Source organism: Phytoactinopolyspora endophytica (assembly GCF_004138495.1).
Lineage (GTDB): Bacteria > Actinomycetota > Actinomycetes > Jiangellales > Jiangellaceae > Phytoactinopolyspora > Phytoactinopolyspora endophytica.
In genome coordinates this window covers 487050-503101 of sequence record NZ_ML142849.1, presented here as the reverse complement: position 1 = coordinate 503101, position 16052 = coordinate 487050, and the positions used below count along the sequence as shown (strand labels likewise).

At 68.7% G+C, this 16052-nt stretch carries 14 protein-coding genes and 1 pseudogene; 6 read left to right on the top strand and 9 right to left on the bottom strand.

The window, feature by feature from the left end:
• Positions 1 to 74 precede the first annotated feature (74 nt).
• The 4 genes and pseudogenes from ELR45_RS42415 to tkt all read right to left on the bottom strand — a co-directional run.
• Positions 75 to 149, bottom strand: a pseudogene (locus ELR45_RS42415) (hypothetical protein); the annotation flags it as partial.
• Positions 150 to 448: 299 nt separating this feature from the next.
• Positions 449 to 2041 (bottom strand): hypothetical protein, encoded by a 1593-nt coding sequence (locus ELR45_RS02255; protein ID WP_205855712.1) that lies wholly within the window; start codon positions 2039 to 2041, stop codon positions 449 to 451.
• A 115-nt stretch (positions 2042 to 2156) separates the two neighbouring features.
• Entirely contained in the window at positions 2157 to 3272 is a 1116-nt protein-coding gene (gene tal / locus ELR45_RS02250; protein ID WP_129663062.1) for a transaldolase, read from the bottom strand.
• Between the two features lie 96 nt (positions 3273 to 3368).
• Positions 3369 to 5465 carry a transketolase gene (tkt, locus tag ELR45_RS02245; RefSeq protein ID WP_129663060.1) on the bottom strand — a complete coding sequence of 699 codons (2097 nt, stop codon included), beginning with the start codon at positions 5463 to 5465 and terminating at the stop codon, positions 3369 to 3371.
• 259 nt (positions 5466 to 5724) lie between these two features.
• Here tkt and ELR45_RS02240 point away from each other — a divergent pair, with 259 nt between their 5' ends.
• Both ELR45_RS02240 and ELR45_RS02235 read left to right on the top strand, forming a co-directional pair.
• Positions 5725 to 6723 carry a heme o synthase gene (locus tag ELR45_RS02240; protein ID WP_129663058.1) on the top strand — a complete coding sequence of 333 codons (999 nt, stop codon included), beginning with the start codon at positions 5725 to 5727 and terminating at the stop codon, positions 6721 to 6723.
• A 252-nt stretch (positions 6724 to 6975) separates the two neighbouring features.
• Entirely contained in the window at positions 6976 to 7926 is a 951-nt protein-coding gene (locus ELR45_RS02235) for a helix-turn-helix domain-containing protein (RefSeq protein ID WP_205855710.1), read from the top strand.
• 65 nt (positions 7927 to 7991) lie between these two features.
• On the opposite strand, the gene ELR45_RS02230 is transcribed toward ELR45_RS02235, so the two are convergent.
• The 3 genes from ELR45_RS02230 to ELR45_RS02220 are packed head-to-tail and all read right to left on the bottom strand — an operon-like array spanning position 7992 to position 11364.
• Complete coding sequence (locus ELR45_RS02230) at positions 7992 to 8888, bottom strand: ABC transporter permease (RefSeq protein ID WP_205855709.1); 897 nt, start codon at positions 8886 to 8888, stop codon at positions 7992 to 7994.
• Positions 8885 to 9937, bottom strand: a complete 1053-nt coding sequence (locus tag ELR45_RS02225) for an ATP-binding cassette domain-containing protein (RefSeq protein WP_129663054.1) — start codon at positions 9935 to 9937, stop codon at positions 8885 to 8887. The genes ELR45_RS02230 and ELR45_RS02225 overlap by 4 nt, the downstream gene beginning before the upstream one ends.
• Positions 9934 to 11364 carry an FAD-binding oxidoreductase gene (locus ELR45_RS02220; protein WP_129663052.1) on the bottom strand — a complete coding sequence of 477 codons (1431 nt, stop codon included), beginning with the start codon at positions 11362 to 11364 and terminating at the stop codon, positions 9934 to 9936. Before ELR45_RS02220 ends, ELR45_RS02225 begins: the two co-directional genes overlap by 4 nt.
• Before the next feature lie 215 nt (positions 11365 to 11579).
• Here ELR45_RS02220 and ELR45_RS02215 point away from each other — a divergent pair, with 215 nt between their 5' ends.
• From ELR45_RS02215 to ELR45_RS02200, 4 genes are all read left to right on the top strand, one after another.
• On the top strand, positions 11580 to 12350 hold the full coding sequence (locus tag ELR45_RS02215; RefSeq protein WP_205855708.1) for a sensor histidine kinase: 771 nt from the start codon (positions 11580 to 11582) through the stop codon (positions 12348 to 12350).
• On the top strand, positions 12347 to 13024 hold the full coding sequence (locus tag ELR45_RS02210) for a response regulator (protein WP_240759081.1): 678 nt from the start codon (positions 12347 to 12349) through the stop codon (positions 13022 to 13024). The genes ELR45_RS02215 and ELR45_RS02210 overlap by 4 nt, the downstream gene beginning before the upstream one ends.
• Positions 13025 to 13106: 82 nt before the next feature.
• Complete coding sequence (locus tag ELR45_RS02205; protein ID WP_129663046.1) at positions 13107 to 14237, top strand: NAD(P)/FAD-dependent oxidoreductase; 1131 nt, start codon at positions 13107 to 13109, stop codon at positions 14235 to 14237.
• Between the two features lie 69 nt (positions 14238 to 14306).
• Positions 14307 to 15068: a hypothetical protein gene (locus ELR45_RS02200; protein WP_129663045.1), complete on the top strand. Its 762-nt coding sequence runs from the start codon at positions 14307 to 14309 to the stop codon at positions 15066 to 15068.
• 16 nt (positions 15069 to 15084) lie between these two features.
• On the opposite strand, the gene ELR45_RS02195 is transcribed toward ELR45_RS02200, so the two are convergent.
• Positions 15085 to 15300, bottom strand: a complete 216-nt coding sequence (locus ELR45_RS02195; protein ID WP_129663043.1) for a DUF6458 family protein — start codon at positions 15298 to 15300, stop codon at positions 15085 to 15087.
• A gap of 133 nt (positions 15301 to 15433) precedes the next feature.
• The coding region (locus ELR45_RS02190; protein ID WP_240759080.1) for an aldo/keto reductase at positions 15434 to 16052 on the bottom strand (619 nt) is incomplete at its 5' end.

Sequence of the window (16052 nt, the reverse complement as noted above, 5' to 3'; positions counted from 1 at the left end):
TCGCTGAACGGGGTGCGGGCGTGCTCCTTGACGGCATCATGGACCTGTTTGCTGAAGTCCTGCGTCGCCCAGTCCCGACGCGCGAATCCGACCAGCGAGAAGCCCGGCGGCAGCAGGCCACGGTTGGCCAGGTCGTACACGGCCGGCATCAACTTCTTGCGGGCCAGGTCGCCCGTGACGCCGAAGATCACCAGGCCGGAAGGACCGGCGATCCGCGGCAACCGCTTGTCGCGCTTGTCCCGGAGTGGATTCGCCACCTTTGTCACCTAGAGCACCCCCGCTCGGTCGTGATGGGTGGCCCGTGACTCGATGCGAGCTCCGGGATTCACAGCTTGGGGGTCTGGAGGCAGGTGGTTGCGTGTCCGTGTCGGTGCGGTCGATCTGTGGCCCGGCTGGGCTTGAGCCTCCAGACCCCCAACCCGAGAATCCCGGAGCCTCTGCGTGCGTATCACTGAAGTATCTCCCTCAGACGGGCAATGCCCTTGGCTCGGTCGGTGAGGTGCAGCCGGAGGACCGGCCTGCCGTGCTCGGCCAACACCGTGGCGTCTCCCGCGGCCTGCGCGGAGATGAGCTGGCCGAAGGTGAAGGGCCGGTCCGGAACCGCGAGGTCGTCCGAGATCGCCCCGGTGACCTGCAGGTATACGCCCTGTTCCGGTCCGCCCTTGTGGTACTGGCCGGTCGAGTGCAGGAACCGTGGACCCCATCCATAGGTGGTGGGCCGCACGGTGCGGCGAGCCAGTGGCACCCGGACCTGTGCAAGGTCGGAGTCCGCACCCTCCCGGTCGAGGTAGGCCATCACCGCCAGGTAGCCGTTCTCGTCGAGCTGGCTCAGCAGCGACTCGACGGCGCCCTCCAGGGAGCTCACACCGTCCAGCAGGCCGGCGGAGCCGCGAACTTCGACGCCACCGTCGACGAACGCGGGTGTCTCGGGCTCCGGACGGGCGTCGAGCAGGCTGCGCGCGGCGACCTTGGCGCTCTCCACATCGGGCTGGTCGAACGGGTTGATGCCGATCAGCCGGCCGGCGACGGCGGTGGCGTACTCCCAGAGCAGGAACTGCGCGCCCAACGCCCCGGTGACGACGACGCCTGTGTCCGGGGCGGACTCGGGGGTTCCGACGATAGCGGGCAGCACGTCGGAGGCCGACCAGCGGATCTCCGGATCGTCGATGTCCGCGGCGATGGGAAGAAGGCCGGTGCCAAGCTTCCCGGTCGACTCGGCGATGAGCTGCTCGGCCCAGTCGGCGAAGCCTGAGATGCCGGATCCGGCGTCGGCGATCGCGACCTTGTCGCGGCCGCCGGCGACGCCGATCCCCAGCGTGGCGCCGAGCAGCAGCGCCGGGTTGTCAGAGGCGTCGTCCGCCAGTCGGCCGGCGACAGCGTCCGCCTCGTCCAGCAGCGCGGCGATGTCGGCACCGGCAAGGGCGCTGGGCACCAGACCGAACGCGGTGAGCGCCGAGTAGCGGCCACCGACGTTCGGATCGGCCAGGAACAGCCGCCGGTAACCGGACTGCTCGGCGGTCTCCGCGAGCGCCGAACCGGGATCGGTGACGGCGACGATGCGCGACGCGGCGTCGATGCCGGCATCGGTGAACGCCGCCTCGAAGACGCGTCGCTGGCTGTCGGTCTCGACGGTGGTGCCGGACTTGCTGGACACGACCAGCACTGTGCGCTCGAGCCGGTCGGCCAGGGCCCGCTTGATCGCCGCCGGGTCAGTCGTGTCCAGGACGGTCAGCTCGACGCCGGCGGTGCGGGTGATCACCTCCGGCGCCAGTGAGGAGCCGCCCATGCCGGCGAGGACGATCCGGTCGAGCCCTTCGGCACGCAGCTCCGCCTGCAGCGCCTCGATCTCGGCCAGCAACGGCCGCGACGTCTCGTGCAGGTCGGTCCAGCCGAGCCGGATCGACGCTTCGGCCTCGGCGTCCGGCCCCCAGAGGGTGGGATCCTTGGCCGCGGTTCGCGAGGCGACCTTGTCGGCGACGAGCCGGTCCACGGCATCCGTCGTGTCGACGCCGTGCACAGCCACGGTGAGCTCGCTCGTCACTTCGCCGCCTCCATTTCGCTGGTCGGCGCTCCGGTCCTCGCTTGCTGCGCGGGCGCCGCGGTTGGTCTCGGGTGTGCGGTCGTCGTCGATGGGCGGCGACCACTGCGCTCGCTCGTCACTTCGCCGCCTCCAACTTCGCGTTGACCGAGTCCAGCAGGTCGTTCCAGCTGGACTCGAACTTCTCCACGCCCTCGTCCTCCAGGACCTGCGTGGCATCCGCCAGGTCGATACCGACGGACTCGATCGCGGCCAGCGTCTGCTCAGCGTCCGCACTGTTCGGGCGGACGGTGTCGCCGGTGATCTCGCCGTGGTCGGCGACGGCTTCGAGGGTGGACTCGGGCATCGTGTTCACGGTGTCCGGCGCCACCAGGTCCTCGACGTACATGGTGTCCCGGTAGTCCGGGTTCTTCGTCGAGGTGGACGCCCAGAGCGGGCGCTGCCGCTTGGCACCGGCAGCCTCCAGACGCTTCCACCGCTCGTCGGCGATGACGTCCTCGTAGGCGGCATAGGCCGCGCGGGCGTTGGCGATGGCCGCCTTCCCGCGAAGCGCCAGTGCCTCATCGGTGCCGATCGACTCGAGCCGCTTGTCGATCTCGGCGTCGACGCGGCTGACGAAGAACGACGCGACCGAAGCGATCCCGTCCAGCGATCCGCCCGCGGCGAGACGCTGCTCCAGACCGGCCTGGTAGGCGTCCATGACCTCGCGGTAGCGCTCGATGGAGAAGATCAGCGTGACGTTGACGCTGATCCCCGCCGCGATGGTCGCCGTGATGGCGGGCAACCCGGCTTTGGTGGCCGGGATCTTGACGAAGATGTTCGGCTTGCCAACATCGGCCCACAGCTCGCGCGCTTGCGAGATGGTGGCATCGGTGTCGTGCGCCAGCCGGGGGTCCACCTCGATGGACACCCGTCCATCACCGATGTCGCTGCGCTCGGCCACCGAGGCGAACAGATCGGCGGCCGCCCGCACGTCGTCGGTCGTGAGCTGACGTACGGCGGCATCAGCGGTGGAGCCCCGTTCGGCCTGGGTCCGAAGGTCGTCGTCGTACAGGCTGCTCTTGGAGATCGCGGCTTGGAAGATCGACGGGTTCGTGGTGACGCCGACGACGTGCCAGCCGTCGATCAGGTGCCGCAGGTTGCCGGTGGTGATGCGGTCGCGGGACAGGTCGTCCAGCCAGACCGCGACGCCGGCGTCGGACAACTGCGCTAGAGGTGTTCGGTCAGTGGTCATAGCGATCAGCTCCATTGCTTGCGGTTCGTTGCGTCCTGCAGCCGGTGGCTTGTGGCCCTCACTCTGCGGGACGCAACATCTGTCTGTGTGGGGATGTCATCGTGCGGCTTCGATCGACTCCTTGGCGGCCGCGGCGACCGCCTCGGCGGTGAAGCCGTACTCGCGGAAGAGGATCTTGTAGTCGGCGGACGCCCCGAAGTGCTCGAGGCTGACCGCCCGTCCAGCGTCACCGAGATAGCGGTACCAGCTCATGGCGACGCCGGCCTCCACCGCGACCCGGGCTTTGATGCTCGACGGCAGCACGGACTCCTTGTACTTGTCGCTCTGCTCATCGAACCACTCGTGCGATGGGAACGACACCACACGTGTAGGAATACCCTGCGACTGGAGTTGCTCACGGGCCTCGACGGCGATCTGTAGCTCGGATCCACTGGCCATGATCAGCGCCGCCGGATCGCCGCCGTCCGCCTCGGCGAAGACGTAGGCGCCCTTCGCCACGCCCTCCGCGGACGCGTACACCGAGCGGTCGTAGATCGGGAGTCCCTGGCGCGTCAACGCAATGCCCGCCGGCTTGTGGTTGCGCTCCAGAATGGTCCGCCAGGCGACGGCCGTCTCGTTCGCGTCAGCCGGCCGCACCACGTCGAAGCCCGGGATGGCGCGCAGTGCCGTCAGATGTTCGACGGGCTGGTGTGTGGGACCGTCCTCGCCGAGGCCGATGGAGTCGTGCGTCCACACGAACGTCGTCGGGATCTGCTGCACCGAGGCGAGCCGGACCGCGGCGCGCTGGTAGTCGCTGAAGACCAGGAACGTGGCCGCGTACGGCCGGGTGAGCCCGTTCAGCGCGATGCCGTTCGCGATCAGCCCACCGGCGAACTCACGCACACCGAAGTGCAGCGTGCGCCCATAGGGATGGCCCGGGAACATCTCGCTGGAGCGCTTCTCCGGCAGGAAGCTCGGCTCGCTGGTGATCGTGGTGTTGTTCGAACCGGCGAGGTCGGCTGAGCCGCCCCACAGCTCCGGCAGCACCGGAGCGATCGCGTTGAGCACCTTGCCCGACGCGGCGCGGGTGGCGATGCCCTTCTCGGAGGGCTCGAACTCGGGAAGGGCGTCGGTCCAGCCTTCCGGCAGCTTCCGCTCACGCAGCCGGTCCAGGAGGGCGGCGCGCTCCGGGTTCGAGTCCCGCCAGGCTGCATAGCGCTCATCCCACTCGGCATGCAGCTTCTTTCCGCGGTCGACCGCGAGCTGCGTGTGCGCGATCACGTCGTCTGCGACGTCGAAGCTCTTCTCCTCGTCGGCGCCGAGGATCCGCTTGGTGGCGGCGACCTCGTCGGCGCCCAGCGCGGAACCGTGGATCGCGCCGGTGTTCTGCTTGTTCGGGGCGGGCCAGCCGATGATGGTGCGCACCGCGATGAACGACGGGCGGTCGGTGACGGCCTTGGCGGCCTGCAGCGCCTCGAACACGGCCTGCGGGTTCTCCCGGTACTCCGGGCTGGTGAAGTCGACCACCTGCGTGTGCCAGCCGTACGCCTCGTAGCGGGCGACGGTGTCCTCGGTGAAGGCGATGTTGGTGTCGTCCTCGATGGAGATCTTGTTGTCGTCCCAGAGGACGATGAGGTTGCCGAGCTCCTGCGTGCCGGCGAGCGAGCTCGCCTCGCTGGAGACACCCTCCTCGAGGTCGCCGTCGGAGGCGATCACGTAGATGTGGTGGTCGAAGACGCTCTCTCCGGGCGCCGCGTCGGGATCGAGCAGCCCGCGTACCCGGCGGGAGGCGAACGCCATGCCGACGGCGGAGCCGAAGCCGGAGCCCAGCGGCCCGGTGGTGACCTCGACACCGTCGGTGTGGCCGTACTCGGGGTGCCCCGGAGTGCGGGATCCCCACGTGCGGAACGATTTGAGATCGTCCAGGGTGACGTCGTACCCGGACAGGTACAGCTGGATGTACTGCGTCAGGCTGCTGTGGCCTGCGGAGAGCACGAACCGGTCCCGCCCGAGCCAGGCCGAGTCGGACGGATCGTGACGAAGCACACGTTGGTAGAGGGTGTAAGCGACCGGGGCGAGGCTCATGGCCGTGCCCGGGTGGCCGTTGCCGACCTCTTCCACGGCATCCATGGCCAGGAGCCTGACGGTGTCTACGGCGCGGTCGTCGAGCTCGGACCACTCGAGACCGGTGGAGTTAGCTGGAGTTGTGTTCACAGGTACGCCGTTCCTTCCATAGTGACCGGTCCCTTCCGTGGTGGCCCGTCGAGCCAGACAATAATTCATCGGCCGGGGGATACGAGCTCGAGCCTAGTGGCGCCCTTCGCGCGCCGTGCGGCGGCCGCCGGTTCGTTCACCGAGTGTCCTACTCCGGCGTGCCCGGCGATCGATGCGAAGTACCTCACCGTTAAACTCGAACCCGATATTCGTGGCGGTTGTTCCGACACCGCCGGCAAACCGCCCACCATTGCTAAGGATGACCGTGACGGCCCTGGAACAACGCGGCGCCGATGTGACGCGGATCATGGACCGTACGGCCACGCACACCGGTGCCCGGCCGGTCAGTTCGCGGACGGGACAGCCCGTGGGGTGGCGGCAGACCGCCGGTGCCTATGTCTCGCTCATGAAGCTGAGAGTCGTCGAGCTGTTGCTCGTCACCACACTCCCGGCGATGGTCCTGGCGGAGCGGGGCATCCCACCGTTGTGGCTCGCGGCGATCACGCTTATGGGCGGCACCCTGGCAGCGGGGAGCGCGCACGCGTTCAACCAGGTGCTCGAACGGGACATCGACGCCGTGATGCATCGCACACGCCGACGCCCGGTCGCGATGGCAGTGGTCTCACCCGGTGCGGGCTTCGCGTTCGCCTCCGTGCTGCTCGTGATGGCCGTGGTGATGATGGCGGTCTGGGTGAATCCGCTGGCTGCCGGATTGACCGCCGCGGCGAACCTGTTCTACGTCTTCATCTACACCGTGCTGCTCAAGCGGCGCACCACACAGAACATCGTCTGGGGCGGCGTCGCCGGCTGTCTTCCGACGCTGATCGGCTGGGCGGCGGTGACCGGAAGCCTCGACTGGCCTCCGGTGCTGCTGTTCCTGATCGTGTTCTTCTGGACCCCTCCGCACTACTGGCCGCTGGCCATGCGCTACCGCGAGGACTACGAGCGCGCCGGGGTGCCGATGCTGCCGGTGGTGGCTCCGGCCACGACGGTGGCAGCGCAGATACTGGCCTATTCCTGGTCGATGGTGGCGACGTCACTGGTGCTGTGGCCGGTCGGTGACCTGGGGTGGATCTACGGGCTGGGCGCGGTCGTGGCCGGCGTGTGGTTCCTGGCAGAGGCGCATCACCTGCACAGCAGGGCGCGTCGTGACCCGTCTGACGCCTCGTTGAAGGCGATGCGACTGTTCCACGGCTCGATCACCTATCTCACGATCACGTTCGTCGCCGTGATGGCCGACGTCCTCATCCTCGGCTGACCCGCCTGCATCCTGGGGCCGACCTATCTGCCTTGACACTGGGCGGCAGCATGTTGGCTGTACGGCACGGGAGAGGCGTCTCCCGGCGGCGGGTTGCGTGGCGCAGGCCGGTGTGGGTGATCTGTGGCCCGGTTGGGCTTGAGCCGGGAGACCCCTCTCCCGTGCCGTACAGCCAGGCAGGATCTTTGTCATGGACAGGATCTTTGTCATGGATTTGAGTCTCCAGCGACTGGAAGGTTCACCGTGGATCGCGTGAACAACGACGACGTCTGGCTGACCATCGGCGAAGCGGCGGAGCGGACCGGGCTGCCGGTCAAGACGGTCCGCTACTACGCCGACATCGGCCTGGTGCCGTCGACCGATAGATCTCCGACTGGCTACCGGCTCTACGACGCGAGCGCGGTGGCGAGGCTGGACCTGGTCCGCACGCTGCGCGACCTCGACTTCGATCTGGCGTCGATCCGGGCGTTCCTGGATCGGGCAGTCACGTTGAGCGAGCTGGCGACGAGCCATGCTGCGGCCATCGACGCGCAGATGCGCATCCTGCGGGCGCGCCGTTCGGTGCTGCGGGCCGTGTCCAGGCTGGGGATCGACGACCAGAAGGAGTTGGAGACCATGAACAGGCTGGCACAGCTGTCCGCCGAGGAACGGCAGCGGATCATCGACGAGTACTGGGACGAGACCTTCTCGGGCCTGGACCTGGACCCGCAATTCGTCCAGATGTCCCGGTCGGTCCAGATCGATCTGCCCGACGACCCCAGTCAGGAGCAGGTCGACGCCTGGATCGAGCTGGCAGAGCTGGTGCAAGACCCGGACTACCGGGCGCGGGTGCGCCAGATGGCGCAGGCCTCGCACGACGCCCGCGGGTCGGACGAGGCGGCGGCTGCAGGCGCGGAGCAGGCGGAGCTGTTCGGACGGGTGTCGGCCGTGGCGGGACCGTTGCGGGAGGCCGGCGTCGCGCCGGAGTCCGAGCGGGCACAGGACACGATCCGCGAGCTGGCCGAGGCGTTCGCCGCTCTCCGGGGCACGGACGACGGACCAGGCTTCCGGCGGCGGCTGGCGGACGAGATCACGACCTTTTCCGACCGCCGCGTGGAGCGGTTCTGGGAGCTCGTCGGCGTCGTCAACGGCTGGCCGCAGGATCCGAGCCGGAGTGGCGGCGTCGCGACGATGGAGTGGTTCGCCGCGGCCCTGCGAGCCTGAGTCCGAGGGACGTGCGCTCATGGCCCGGTAGGGCTGTGAGCGCACCTCTCGGCCTCGAAGTCGTGCTAGGCGCGGCGGCGGTAGGCGTGCATCGCGAGGAAGCCGAAGACCAGCAGGAAACCCGCCGACCACAGCAACGTGGCAACCACGGGGCCGGCGACCGAACCTTCCCCGAGCAGCAGGCCGCGGGAGGCGTCGATGGCGTGACTCACCGGATTGACGTCGGCCCAGGCCTGCAGCCATCCCGGCAGTGTCTCCTCCGGCGCCACCATGTCGGTGCCGAACGTGAGCGGGAAGATGCCCAGGAAGGCGATCGTGGTCACCACGTTCTCGTCCTTCACGGTCACGCCGATGAAGACCGACAGCCAGCTCAGCGAGAAGCCGAGGGCGATGCAGAGCAACGTCGCGGCGAGCGCCGACGCCAGGTCGGTCTCCACCCGGAATCCCATCAGATAGCCGACGGCGAAAACACTGACGACAGCGATGACGTATCTGATCATGTCGCCGAGCACCGAGCCGATCAACGGGGCCGTGCGGCTGATCGGCAGGCTACGGAACCGGTCGAAGACGCCCTTCTTGATGTCGATGTTGATGTGCAGCCCGGTGGCCAGTAACCCGGCGAGGATCGTCGTCTGCACCAGGATCCCGGGGAAGATGTACTGCACGTAGTCGTCCCGGGAGCCGGAGACGGCACCCCCGAAGAGATAGACGAACATGACCAGGAACATGATCGGAAGGAACAGGGCGTCCACTTGCTCGCCCGGGTTCCGGCGAGTCTTCGTCAGGGACCGCTTGGCAAGGACCAGGCTGTCTCGGACCAGACGGCCGGGGATGAGCTCCCGTCCCTGTGGGGGAGCGGTGACCGGTGGGAAGTCGCCGGCGGCTGCGGGTTCGGTCATAGATGTCGCGGCGTCGGTCATCGCTGCGCCGTCCTCTCTTTCCGTGGTCGACTGGTCATTCATGCGGCGGTCTCCGCGCCCGGCGGGCGACTGGTGTCCGCCTGAGCGCTGTGGCCCGGCCCGTCGGTGGGCGATCCGTCGTCGGTGCGGGTTTCGTCGTCGGTGTGCGCTCCGTTGTTCGCATGGTGGCCGGTGAGAGTGAAGAAGACCTCGTCCAGGCTGGGCAAACGCAGGGAGAGCTCAGCGGATTCGATCCCGGCGAGCTCGAGCTGCCGCACCAGGGCGCCGAACTCACCGTCGCCGGCTACCGGCGCCGTCAGCACTTCATGACTGGCCGCGGCCGGCGCATGGCCGACGACCTGTTCGATGATCGTGGCGGCTTCGGTGATACGACCGGGATCCTGCGGCCGGACGACGATCGTCTGACCGCCGACGGCGCGCTTCAGCTCCGGTGGTGTCCCGTGTGCGATGACACGACCCTGGTCGATCACCGAGATCTCATCCGCCAGGGCGTCGGCCTCCTCCATGTACTGGGTGGTGAGCAGGACGGTCCCGCCGGCCTGGGAGATGGAGCGGATCATCCGCCAGACCTCTTCCCGCTTGCCGGGATCGAGCCCGGTCGTCGGCTCGTCGAGGAACACCACACTCGGCCGCCCAAGCAGACTGGCCGCCAGGTCGAGCCGTCGTCGCATGCCGCCGGAGTACGTGCCTACGCGCTGTTCCGCGGCCTCGACCAGCTCGAAGTCCGCCAGCAACTCACGGGTACGTGCCCGCGCATCACCTTTGCGCATGCCGAGCAGCTGCCCGAACATCACCAGGTTCTCCGCCCCGGTCAGGTCCTCGTCCAGCGACGCGAACTGGCCGGTCAGGCTGATCCGACGGCGTACCTCGGCGGCTTCGGAGACGACGTCGTGGTCCAGCACGGCGGCCCGCCCCGCACTGGGCCGCAGAAGCGTGGCGAGGATGCGCACGATCGTCGTCTTGCCGGCGCCGTTCGGGCCGAGCAGGCCGTAGACGATACCTGGCTCGACGGCCAGGTCGACTCCGTCCACCGCGCGGGTCTGGTCGAAGTGCCTCACCAGCCCCACGGTCTCGATCGCCAGCGTCCTCATCGGCTCGCCTCCGCATCGGCCGGCATGGTGTCCGCGGCGGCCGGCATGGTGTCCGCGGCGGCCGGAGGGATGTTGTGGCTGCCCGAAAGGACGTTCTCCGGATCCCAGTCGCGCTTGACCTTTCTCAGCCGGCGGTAGTTGTCCGCGGTGTAGGCGGCCTCGGTCCGGGAGGTGTCTCCGAGAAAGTTCAGGAATGAGCCACCGGTCGCGTGCGGCCGGATCCGCCCGGCGACGGTGTCCAGGGCCCGGATCGCACCGGCGTCTGTGCCCTCGTCGCCGCTGAGCATGGCAGCGGTGAGGACCGAGAACGGCACATCGCGGTGGCCGACCGGCCCGCCGTGCGCCCCCGGACGGCCCATCGCGCCGCCCCAGTGACGTACCTCGACGGCGGCAACCGGGGTGTCGATGGTGTCGACGAGAGCTGCCACAACGTCGTCACAGATGTCGTGGAAGAGCTCGAACCGCTGGTCGACGGCGGTGGGAGGCTGCTCGGTACCTCCGACGGCGGCGCTGGCGTCTGCGAACGTCGACTCGGCGAACCCGCCCATGAGTGGTGTCCCGGCCGCCTTCGTCAGGCGGTCCAGGTGATTCCGGGCGTTGTCGGCGTCGGCGAGGCAGATCGCCCGAACGCCCAGCACGGCCCGTCCACGTAGCGGCTCGGGTACCTGCTCCATGTCAGGCATCTGCATCACGGTGATACCGGTGTTGAGCTCGTCGGGCTCGTCGAGTGCCCATTCCCGGTAGACGGAGAGGATCTCCGTGGCCCGTTCGGCCGGGTAATACGACATCCCGGCGTACACCCGGCGGACCGGGAAAAGCAGCAGTTCCAGCGAGGTCGCCACGCCGAAGTTGCCGCCGCCACCGCGGATCGCCCAGAACAGGTCCGGGTGCTCGTCGCCGCTGGCCGTGAGCTTCCGGCCGTCCGCGGTGACCAGGTCGGCGCTGACCAGGCTGTCGGCGGCGAATCCGTAGGTGCGAGAGAGATACCCGGCACCGCCACCGAGCGTGAACCCGGTGGCCCCGACACCGAGCGTGCCCGAGATCGGCACCAGCCCGTACCCAGCGGCCGCGGTCACCACTTCGGTCCACCGGGCACCCGGGCCTACCCGGGCGGTCCGGCTCTCCGGGTCGACCTGGACAGTCGCCATCCGCCCGGTCTTCAGAAGCAGGCCGCCGTCGCACGGTGTGTAGGTCCCGTGTCCGGTGGCCTGGACCGCGAACGGCAGATCCTGCTCGCGTGCGGTGAGCACCGCGGCGCGCACGTCGTCGGCGGAGTCGGATTCGACGACGGCGGCGGGCCTCGGGTCGAGTGTGCGGTGCCAGGAGAGGCGCTCGCGGTCGTAGCTGTCGTCGCCCGGTACGTGGACCTGGCCCGCGAAGGCGGCTTGGAGTCTCGCGGATATGTAACGTGTCTGGATCAGATTCATGGTCGTCTCCTCTTCGAATGCCGGCGACGGGTCGTCGTGTGTCGCCGTCAGGTCGATGCTCGCCGCTGTCGGCGCGCCGCGTCGTCGCACGTGGGAAGGCAATCGCGAGTACTGGCCCGGGTGCAGCGCAGGGCGTGCGTACTCCGCCGGTAGTAGTGCCGGATGTCTTCGCCCGCAGGAGGACCACGGGCGTGCCGCACGTCTACGATGGCCGCATGCCCACGAAACGTGCCGTCAGCTCTCTACTCGTCACTGGATGGGTGGTCTCCGCGGTCGGGATGACCGTCGCGTACCTGCAGTGGCGGGCGTACGTCCGCGAGGTCGAGGAGCGGGCGGCCGAGGCGGAGCGGACGCGCGAGGAGGCCGCGCTGCGGCGTGCGGGGGAGGAACGGCTGCGTATCGCGCGGGAACTGCATGACTCGCTGACGCACAACATCTCGATCATCAAGGTGCAGGCCGGCGTCGCGGTCCATCTGGCACGCAAGAACGGCGCGGAGGTTCCCGAGGCATTGCTCGCCATCCAGGACGCCAGTGGCGAGGCGGTGCGCGAGCTGCGCTCGACGCTGGACGTGCTGCGCAGCGACGACGATCCGGCCACCAGCACGCTGGAACGGTTGGACGAGCTGGCTGAACGCGCCCGGACCGCCGGTGTCCCGGTGACGGTCGACGTCAAGGGAGGGAAGCGCAGCCTGCCGGCCGACGTCGACCTCGCCGCCTACCGGATCATCCAGGAAGCGCTGACCAACGTCGCCCGGCATGCCGGTCCGTCGTCGGCTTCGGTACAGCTGGAGTATGCCGCGGAGCGGCTGGTCGTGCAGATCGACGACGACGGCACCGCGGCCCCGGAGCACCCGCCGGAACCAGGTGTCGGGCTGACCGGGATGCGCGAGCGAGTCAACGCGCTGGGCGGGTGGCTCCGGACGGGTCCCAGGGATGGAGGCGGGTTCGTGGTACGGGCGGAGTTGCCGCTGGACCTCGCGCTGTGAGCGTCGACGCCGAGATCAGAGTCGCCCTCGTCGACGACCAACCGCTCATCCGCGGCGGATTCCGGGCGTTGCTCGAGGCGGAGGACGACATCGAGGTGGTCGGGGAGGCGGCCGACGGGCTGGCCGGCGTGGAACTCGTCCGGCAGATGCGCCCCGACGTGGCTCTGGTGGACGTGCAGATGCCGGTGCTCAACGGTGTGGAGGCGACCCGGCGGATCGCCTCCGACGCGGATCTGGCCGACGTGCACGTGGTGATCCTGACGAACTACGGCGTCGACGAGTACGTCTTCGAAGCGCTGCGGGCTGGGGCCAGCGGGTTCCTGGTCAAGGACATCGAACCGGTCGACCTGCTGCGCGCGGTGCGTTCGGCCGCACGCGGAGACGCCTTGCTGTCACCGGTGATCACCCGCAAGTTGATCAGCGAGTACGTGTCGCGACCGCCGGCGGCGTCCGTCGTTCATGGGCTGGAAGCGCTGACCAATCGCGAACGCGAGGTGGTGTCCCTGGTGGCGCACGGCCATAGCAACGAGGAGATCGCCGAGCTGATGGTGATCAGTCCGCTGACCGCAAAGACTCACGTCAGCCGGGCGATGACGAAGCTGGCCGCTCGTGACCGCGCACAGCTGGTCGTGTTCGCGTACGAGTCCGGCCTGGTCACTCCGCGGGGATCGTAGGCAGGCAGTTTCCATGATCATCGAGTATTACTGGCGCCATAACGCCCCTTATCCTCGATGATCATGAAAGAGAGAAGGCACAGTGACCAGAGTCGTCGTCATCGGAGCCGGGATCGTCGGTGCCAGCGCCGCGTACCACCTTGCCGCGTCCGGCGCGGACGTCGTCATCGTCGACGACGGCCGGCCGGAGCGCGCCACGAGTGCGGGCGCCGGGATCATCGCGCCGGTCAGCACCCGGGAGTTCGCGGAGGAGCGGGTCAGGTACGCGTTCGCTTGTGCGGCGCACTATCTGGAGCTGGTCGAGCGGTTCGAGGAGAACGGCCTCGATGACCACTCTTATGGCGCGACCGGTGAGCTGATCGTCGCGCTCGACGAGGACGAGGTGAAGCGCTTGGAGATCGTGCGGGAACGTGCGTCGGCGTTCACGGCGCGGCTCGGCACCGTCGGCGTGGGTTCGCCCGAGCTGCTCTCCCAGGCCGAGATCGCGAGACGGTTCCCGCGGGTGTCGACGGCGCTGGGCGGAGTCTGGCTGCCCGACGTGGCTCGGGTGGACGGGCGTGTGATGTGTTCGCTGCTGACGACGATGGCGGTCAGGAACGGTGCCCGGGTGGTCGAGGCGCCTGGTGAGCTCGTGCTGAGCGGGTCCCAGGTGCGTGGCGTGCACGCCGGCGGCGAGCTGTTGGAATGCGACCAGGTGGTGCTGGCGGCCGGGGTATGGGCGAAGGACTTGGCAGCCGTCGCCGGTGTGGACCTGGCACTGTATCCGCAGCGAGGCCAGATCGTGCACCTGCGTACGCCAGGGGGTTCGCAGCTGCCGGTGCTCATCACCTTCCGTGGGCATTACCTGCTGTCCTTCCCTGGTGACCGGGTGGTGATCGGCGCGACCCGGGAAGACGACAGCGGCTTCGCGGCGCACCCGACCGCAGGCGGGATCGACGCTGTCATCCGGCAAGGGCTGAGCGTCGTGCCGAGCTTGAGTGATGCCGAATGGCTGGAGGTCCGGGTCGGGATCCGGCCGGCCAGCCTGGACGGCGAGCCGTACCTCGGCCATGCACCTGGCGTGGAAGGCCTCTGGCTGGCCACCGGCTTCGGGCCGCAGGGCCTCACCCTCGGGCCGTACTCCGGGAAGATGATCGCGGCGTCCATCCTCGGCGAGCGTGCCGAGATTCCGGGCGCGTTCGCCGCGGACCGCACGGTGGCCCTCGATCGGTGAGGTGATGCCGGATCGGCAAGACGCGGTCCGGCAAGCGCCTTGATAGCGACGGCTGCGAAGATGCCTTTCGTGAATAGCGAAGATCCGAACGGGGTGAGCGGCTACGTGTTGCCGTGGCCGGAGGGCTGGCGGGAGACACTTCGACGGGCGCGATCCTACGAGGCGAAAGGTGTCGAGCGCGTGCGCACCGTCGAGGTCGATGCGCGGGGATTCCGGGACACGGGCATGCTGCTGCCGATGAAGGTGACGCCGCTGTGGTGGGGGGCGCTGTTCGCGATTCTCGGGTCCTTCTTCGTGTTCTGCGCGCTGGTGCTTCTCGTCGCGGCCTTCGTCGAAGGGGAGTGGGGCAACTTGGTCGGTGTCCTGGTGCTGGGTGCATTCGGCACGATCTTCTGGGCATCCGTGGTCGCCGTGGTGCGCAGGAGGAAGGATGCCGTTCCTGGCCTGCGCCTCACCCCGGCCAGGATCGTGTTCGACGGTGGCGCGGCCCAGGGGCCGTTGTCGATCCCGTGGGACGAGATGGACGGCATCCGGCTGTTTACCACCCGGTACGGGCGTCGGACGATATTTCCGCGCCCGTGGCACAACTGGCTCAGCCTGGACGTGAAGGCTCCGTCGGCGGTGCTCGAACCGGTCGGGCATCGAGCGTCGGCGCGACTGGCGCAGCGGTTGCGGACGCACGGCGTGGTTGCCATCGCAGACAGCCGGTGGCGGGTCGACGCGGTCGTGGCGTACCACGCGGTCCGCTTCTACTTGGACAGTCCGGACCACCGACGCGAGCTGGCCGACGACCGGGCCGTCTCCCGTCTCCGGCGACGGGCGCTGCGCTGACCTTGCATCGGCGTTTCTACAGCCCGGTGTCGTCGGGTCCAGGGTCGATCGCGTCTCTGCGGCGCGGACCCCGTGCGGTGGCGATGATCAGAGTCAGCACCACTGAGAGCGCACCGACGCCGGTGAGCACCCAGCCGATCACACTCAGGTCGAAGTCGGCGAGCCGGTCACGCACGCCCAATGCCAGGATCAGACCGACCGCCATGAGGAAAATGCCCAGGCCGAGACCCATGTCAGTGCCTCCATCCGGTCGTGTTGTGGGCCTGGTACCCCACGGCCGATGAGCCAAACGACGCCGACCGGCTGCCCTTGCGTCCTGCGGATAGTGCGCGCGGACGCACCGTCAGCCACGGACGCAGCGCGTTCTACAGCGGCTGAGCGTGGCGGTCGATCTCGGCGAGCTCGTCCGTGGTGAAGTCCGGCCGCTGGAGGGCGGCGTGGTTCTGTTCCAGCTGCGCGACAGAGCTCGCTCCGATGATCGCTGACGCGACGGTGGAGCGCCTCAGTGTCCATGCAAGGGCCAGCTGGGCGAGTGTCTGCTCGCGGCGGGTGGCGATCTGGTTGAGGGCTCGGACGCGCTGGAGGTACTCGTCGCCGATCGCGGCCTCGTTGAGGAACCGGCTGGTGGCTGCCCTGGAATCGGCGGGCACGGAGCCGTCGAGGTATCGGTCGGTGAGCAGCCCTTGCGCCAGCGGGCTGAAGACGATCGCACCGGTGCCGAGCTCGTCCAAGGTGTCCGCCAGGCCGTCCTCGAGCCGACGGTCGAACATCGAGTATCGCGGCTGGTGGATCAGAAGCGGAACGTTGAGGTCGCTGAGCGTGGCGACCGCCTCAGCGGTCTGCTCGGGGGAGTAGTTGGACACTCCGACGTAGAGCGCCTTGCCCTGCTGGACGGCCGTGGCGAGAGATCCCATGGTCTCGGCCACCGGCGTCTGCGGATCCGGCCGGTGCGAGTAGAAGATGTCCACGTAGTCGACGCCGAGC

Bases quoted from the DNA above. Each gene is read 5' to 3' on its own strand.
- tal (WP_129663062.1), bottom strand. From the start codon at position 3,272: ATGACCACTGACCGAACACCTCTAGCGCAGTTGTCCGACGCCGGCGTC.
- ELR45_RS02240 (WP_129663058.1), top strand. From the start codon at position 5,725: ATGACCGTGACGGCCCTGGAACAACGCGGCGCCGATGTGACGCGGATC.
- ELR45_RS02230 (WP_205855709.1), bottom strand. From the start codon at position 8,888: ATGAATGACCAGTCGACCACGGAAAGAGAGGACGGCGCAGCGATGACC.
- ELR45_RS02225 (WP_129663054.1), bottom strand. From the start codon at position 9,937: ATGAGGACGCTGGCGATCGAGACCGTGGGGCTGGTGAGGCACTTCGAC.
- ELR45_RS02220 (WP_129663052.1), bottom strand. From the start codon at position 11,364: ATGAATCTGATCCAGACACGTTACATATCCGCGAGACTCCAAGCCGCC.
- ELR45_RS02215 (WP_205855708.1), top strand. From the start codon at position 11,580: ATGCCCACGAAACGTGCCGTCAGCTCTCTACTCGTCACTGGATGGGTG.
- ELR45_RS02195 (WP_129663043.1), bottom strand. From the start codon at position 15,300: ATGGGTCTCGGCCTGGGCATTTTCCTCATGGCGGTCGGTCTGATCCTG.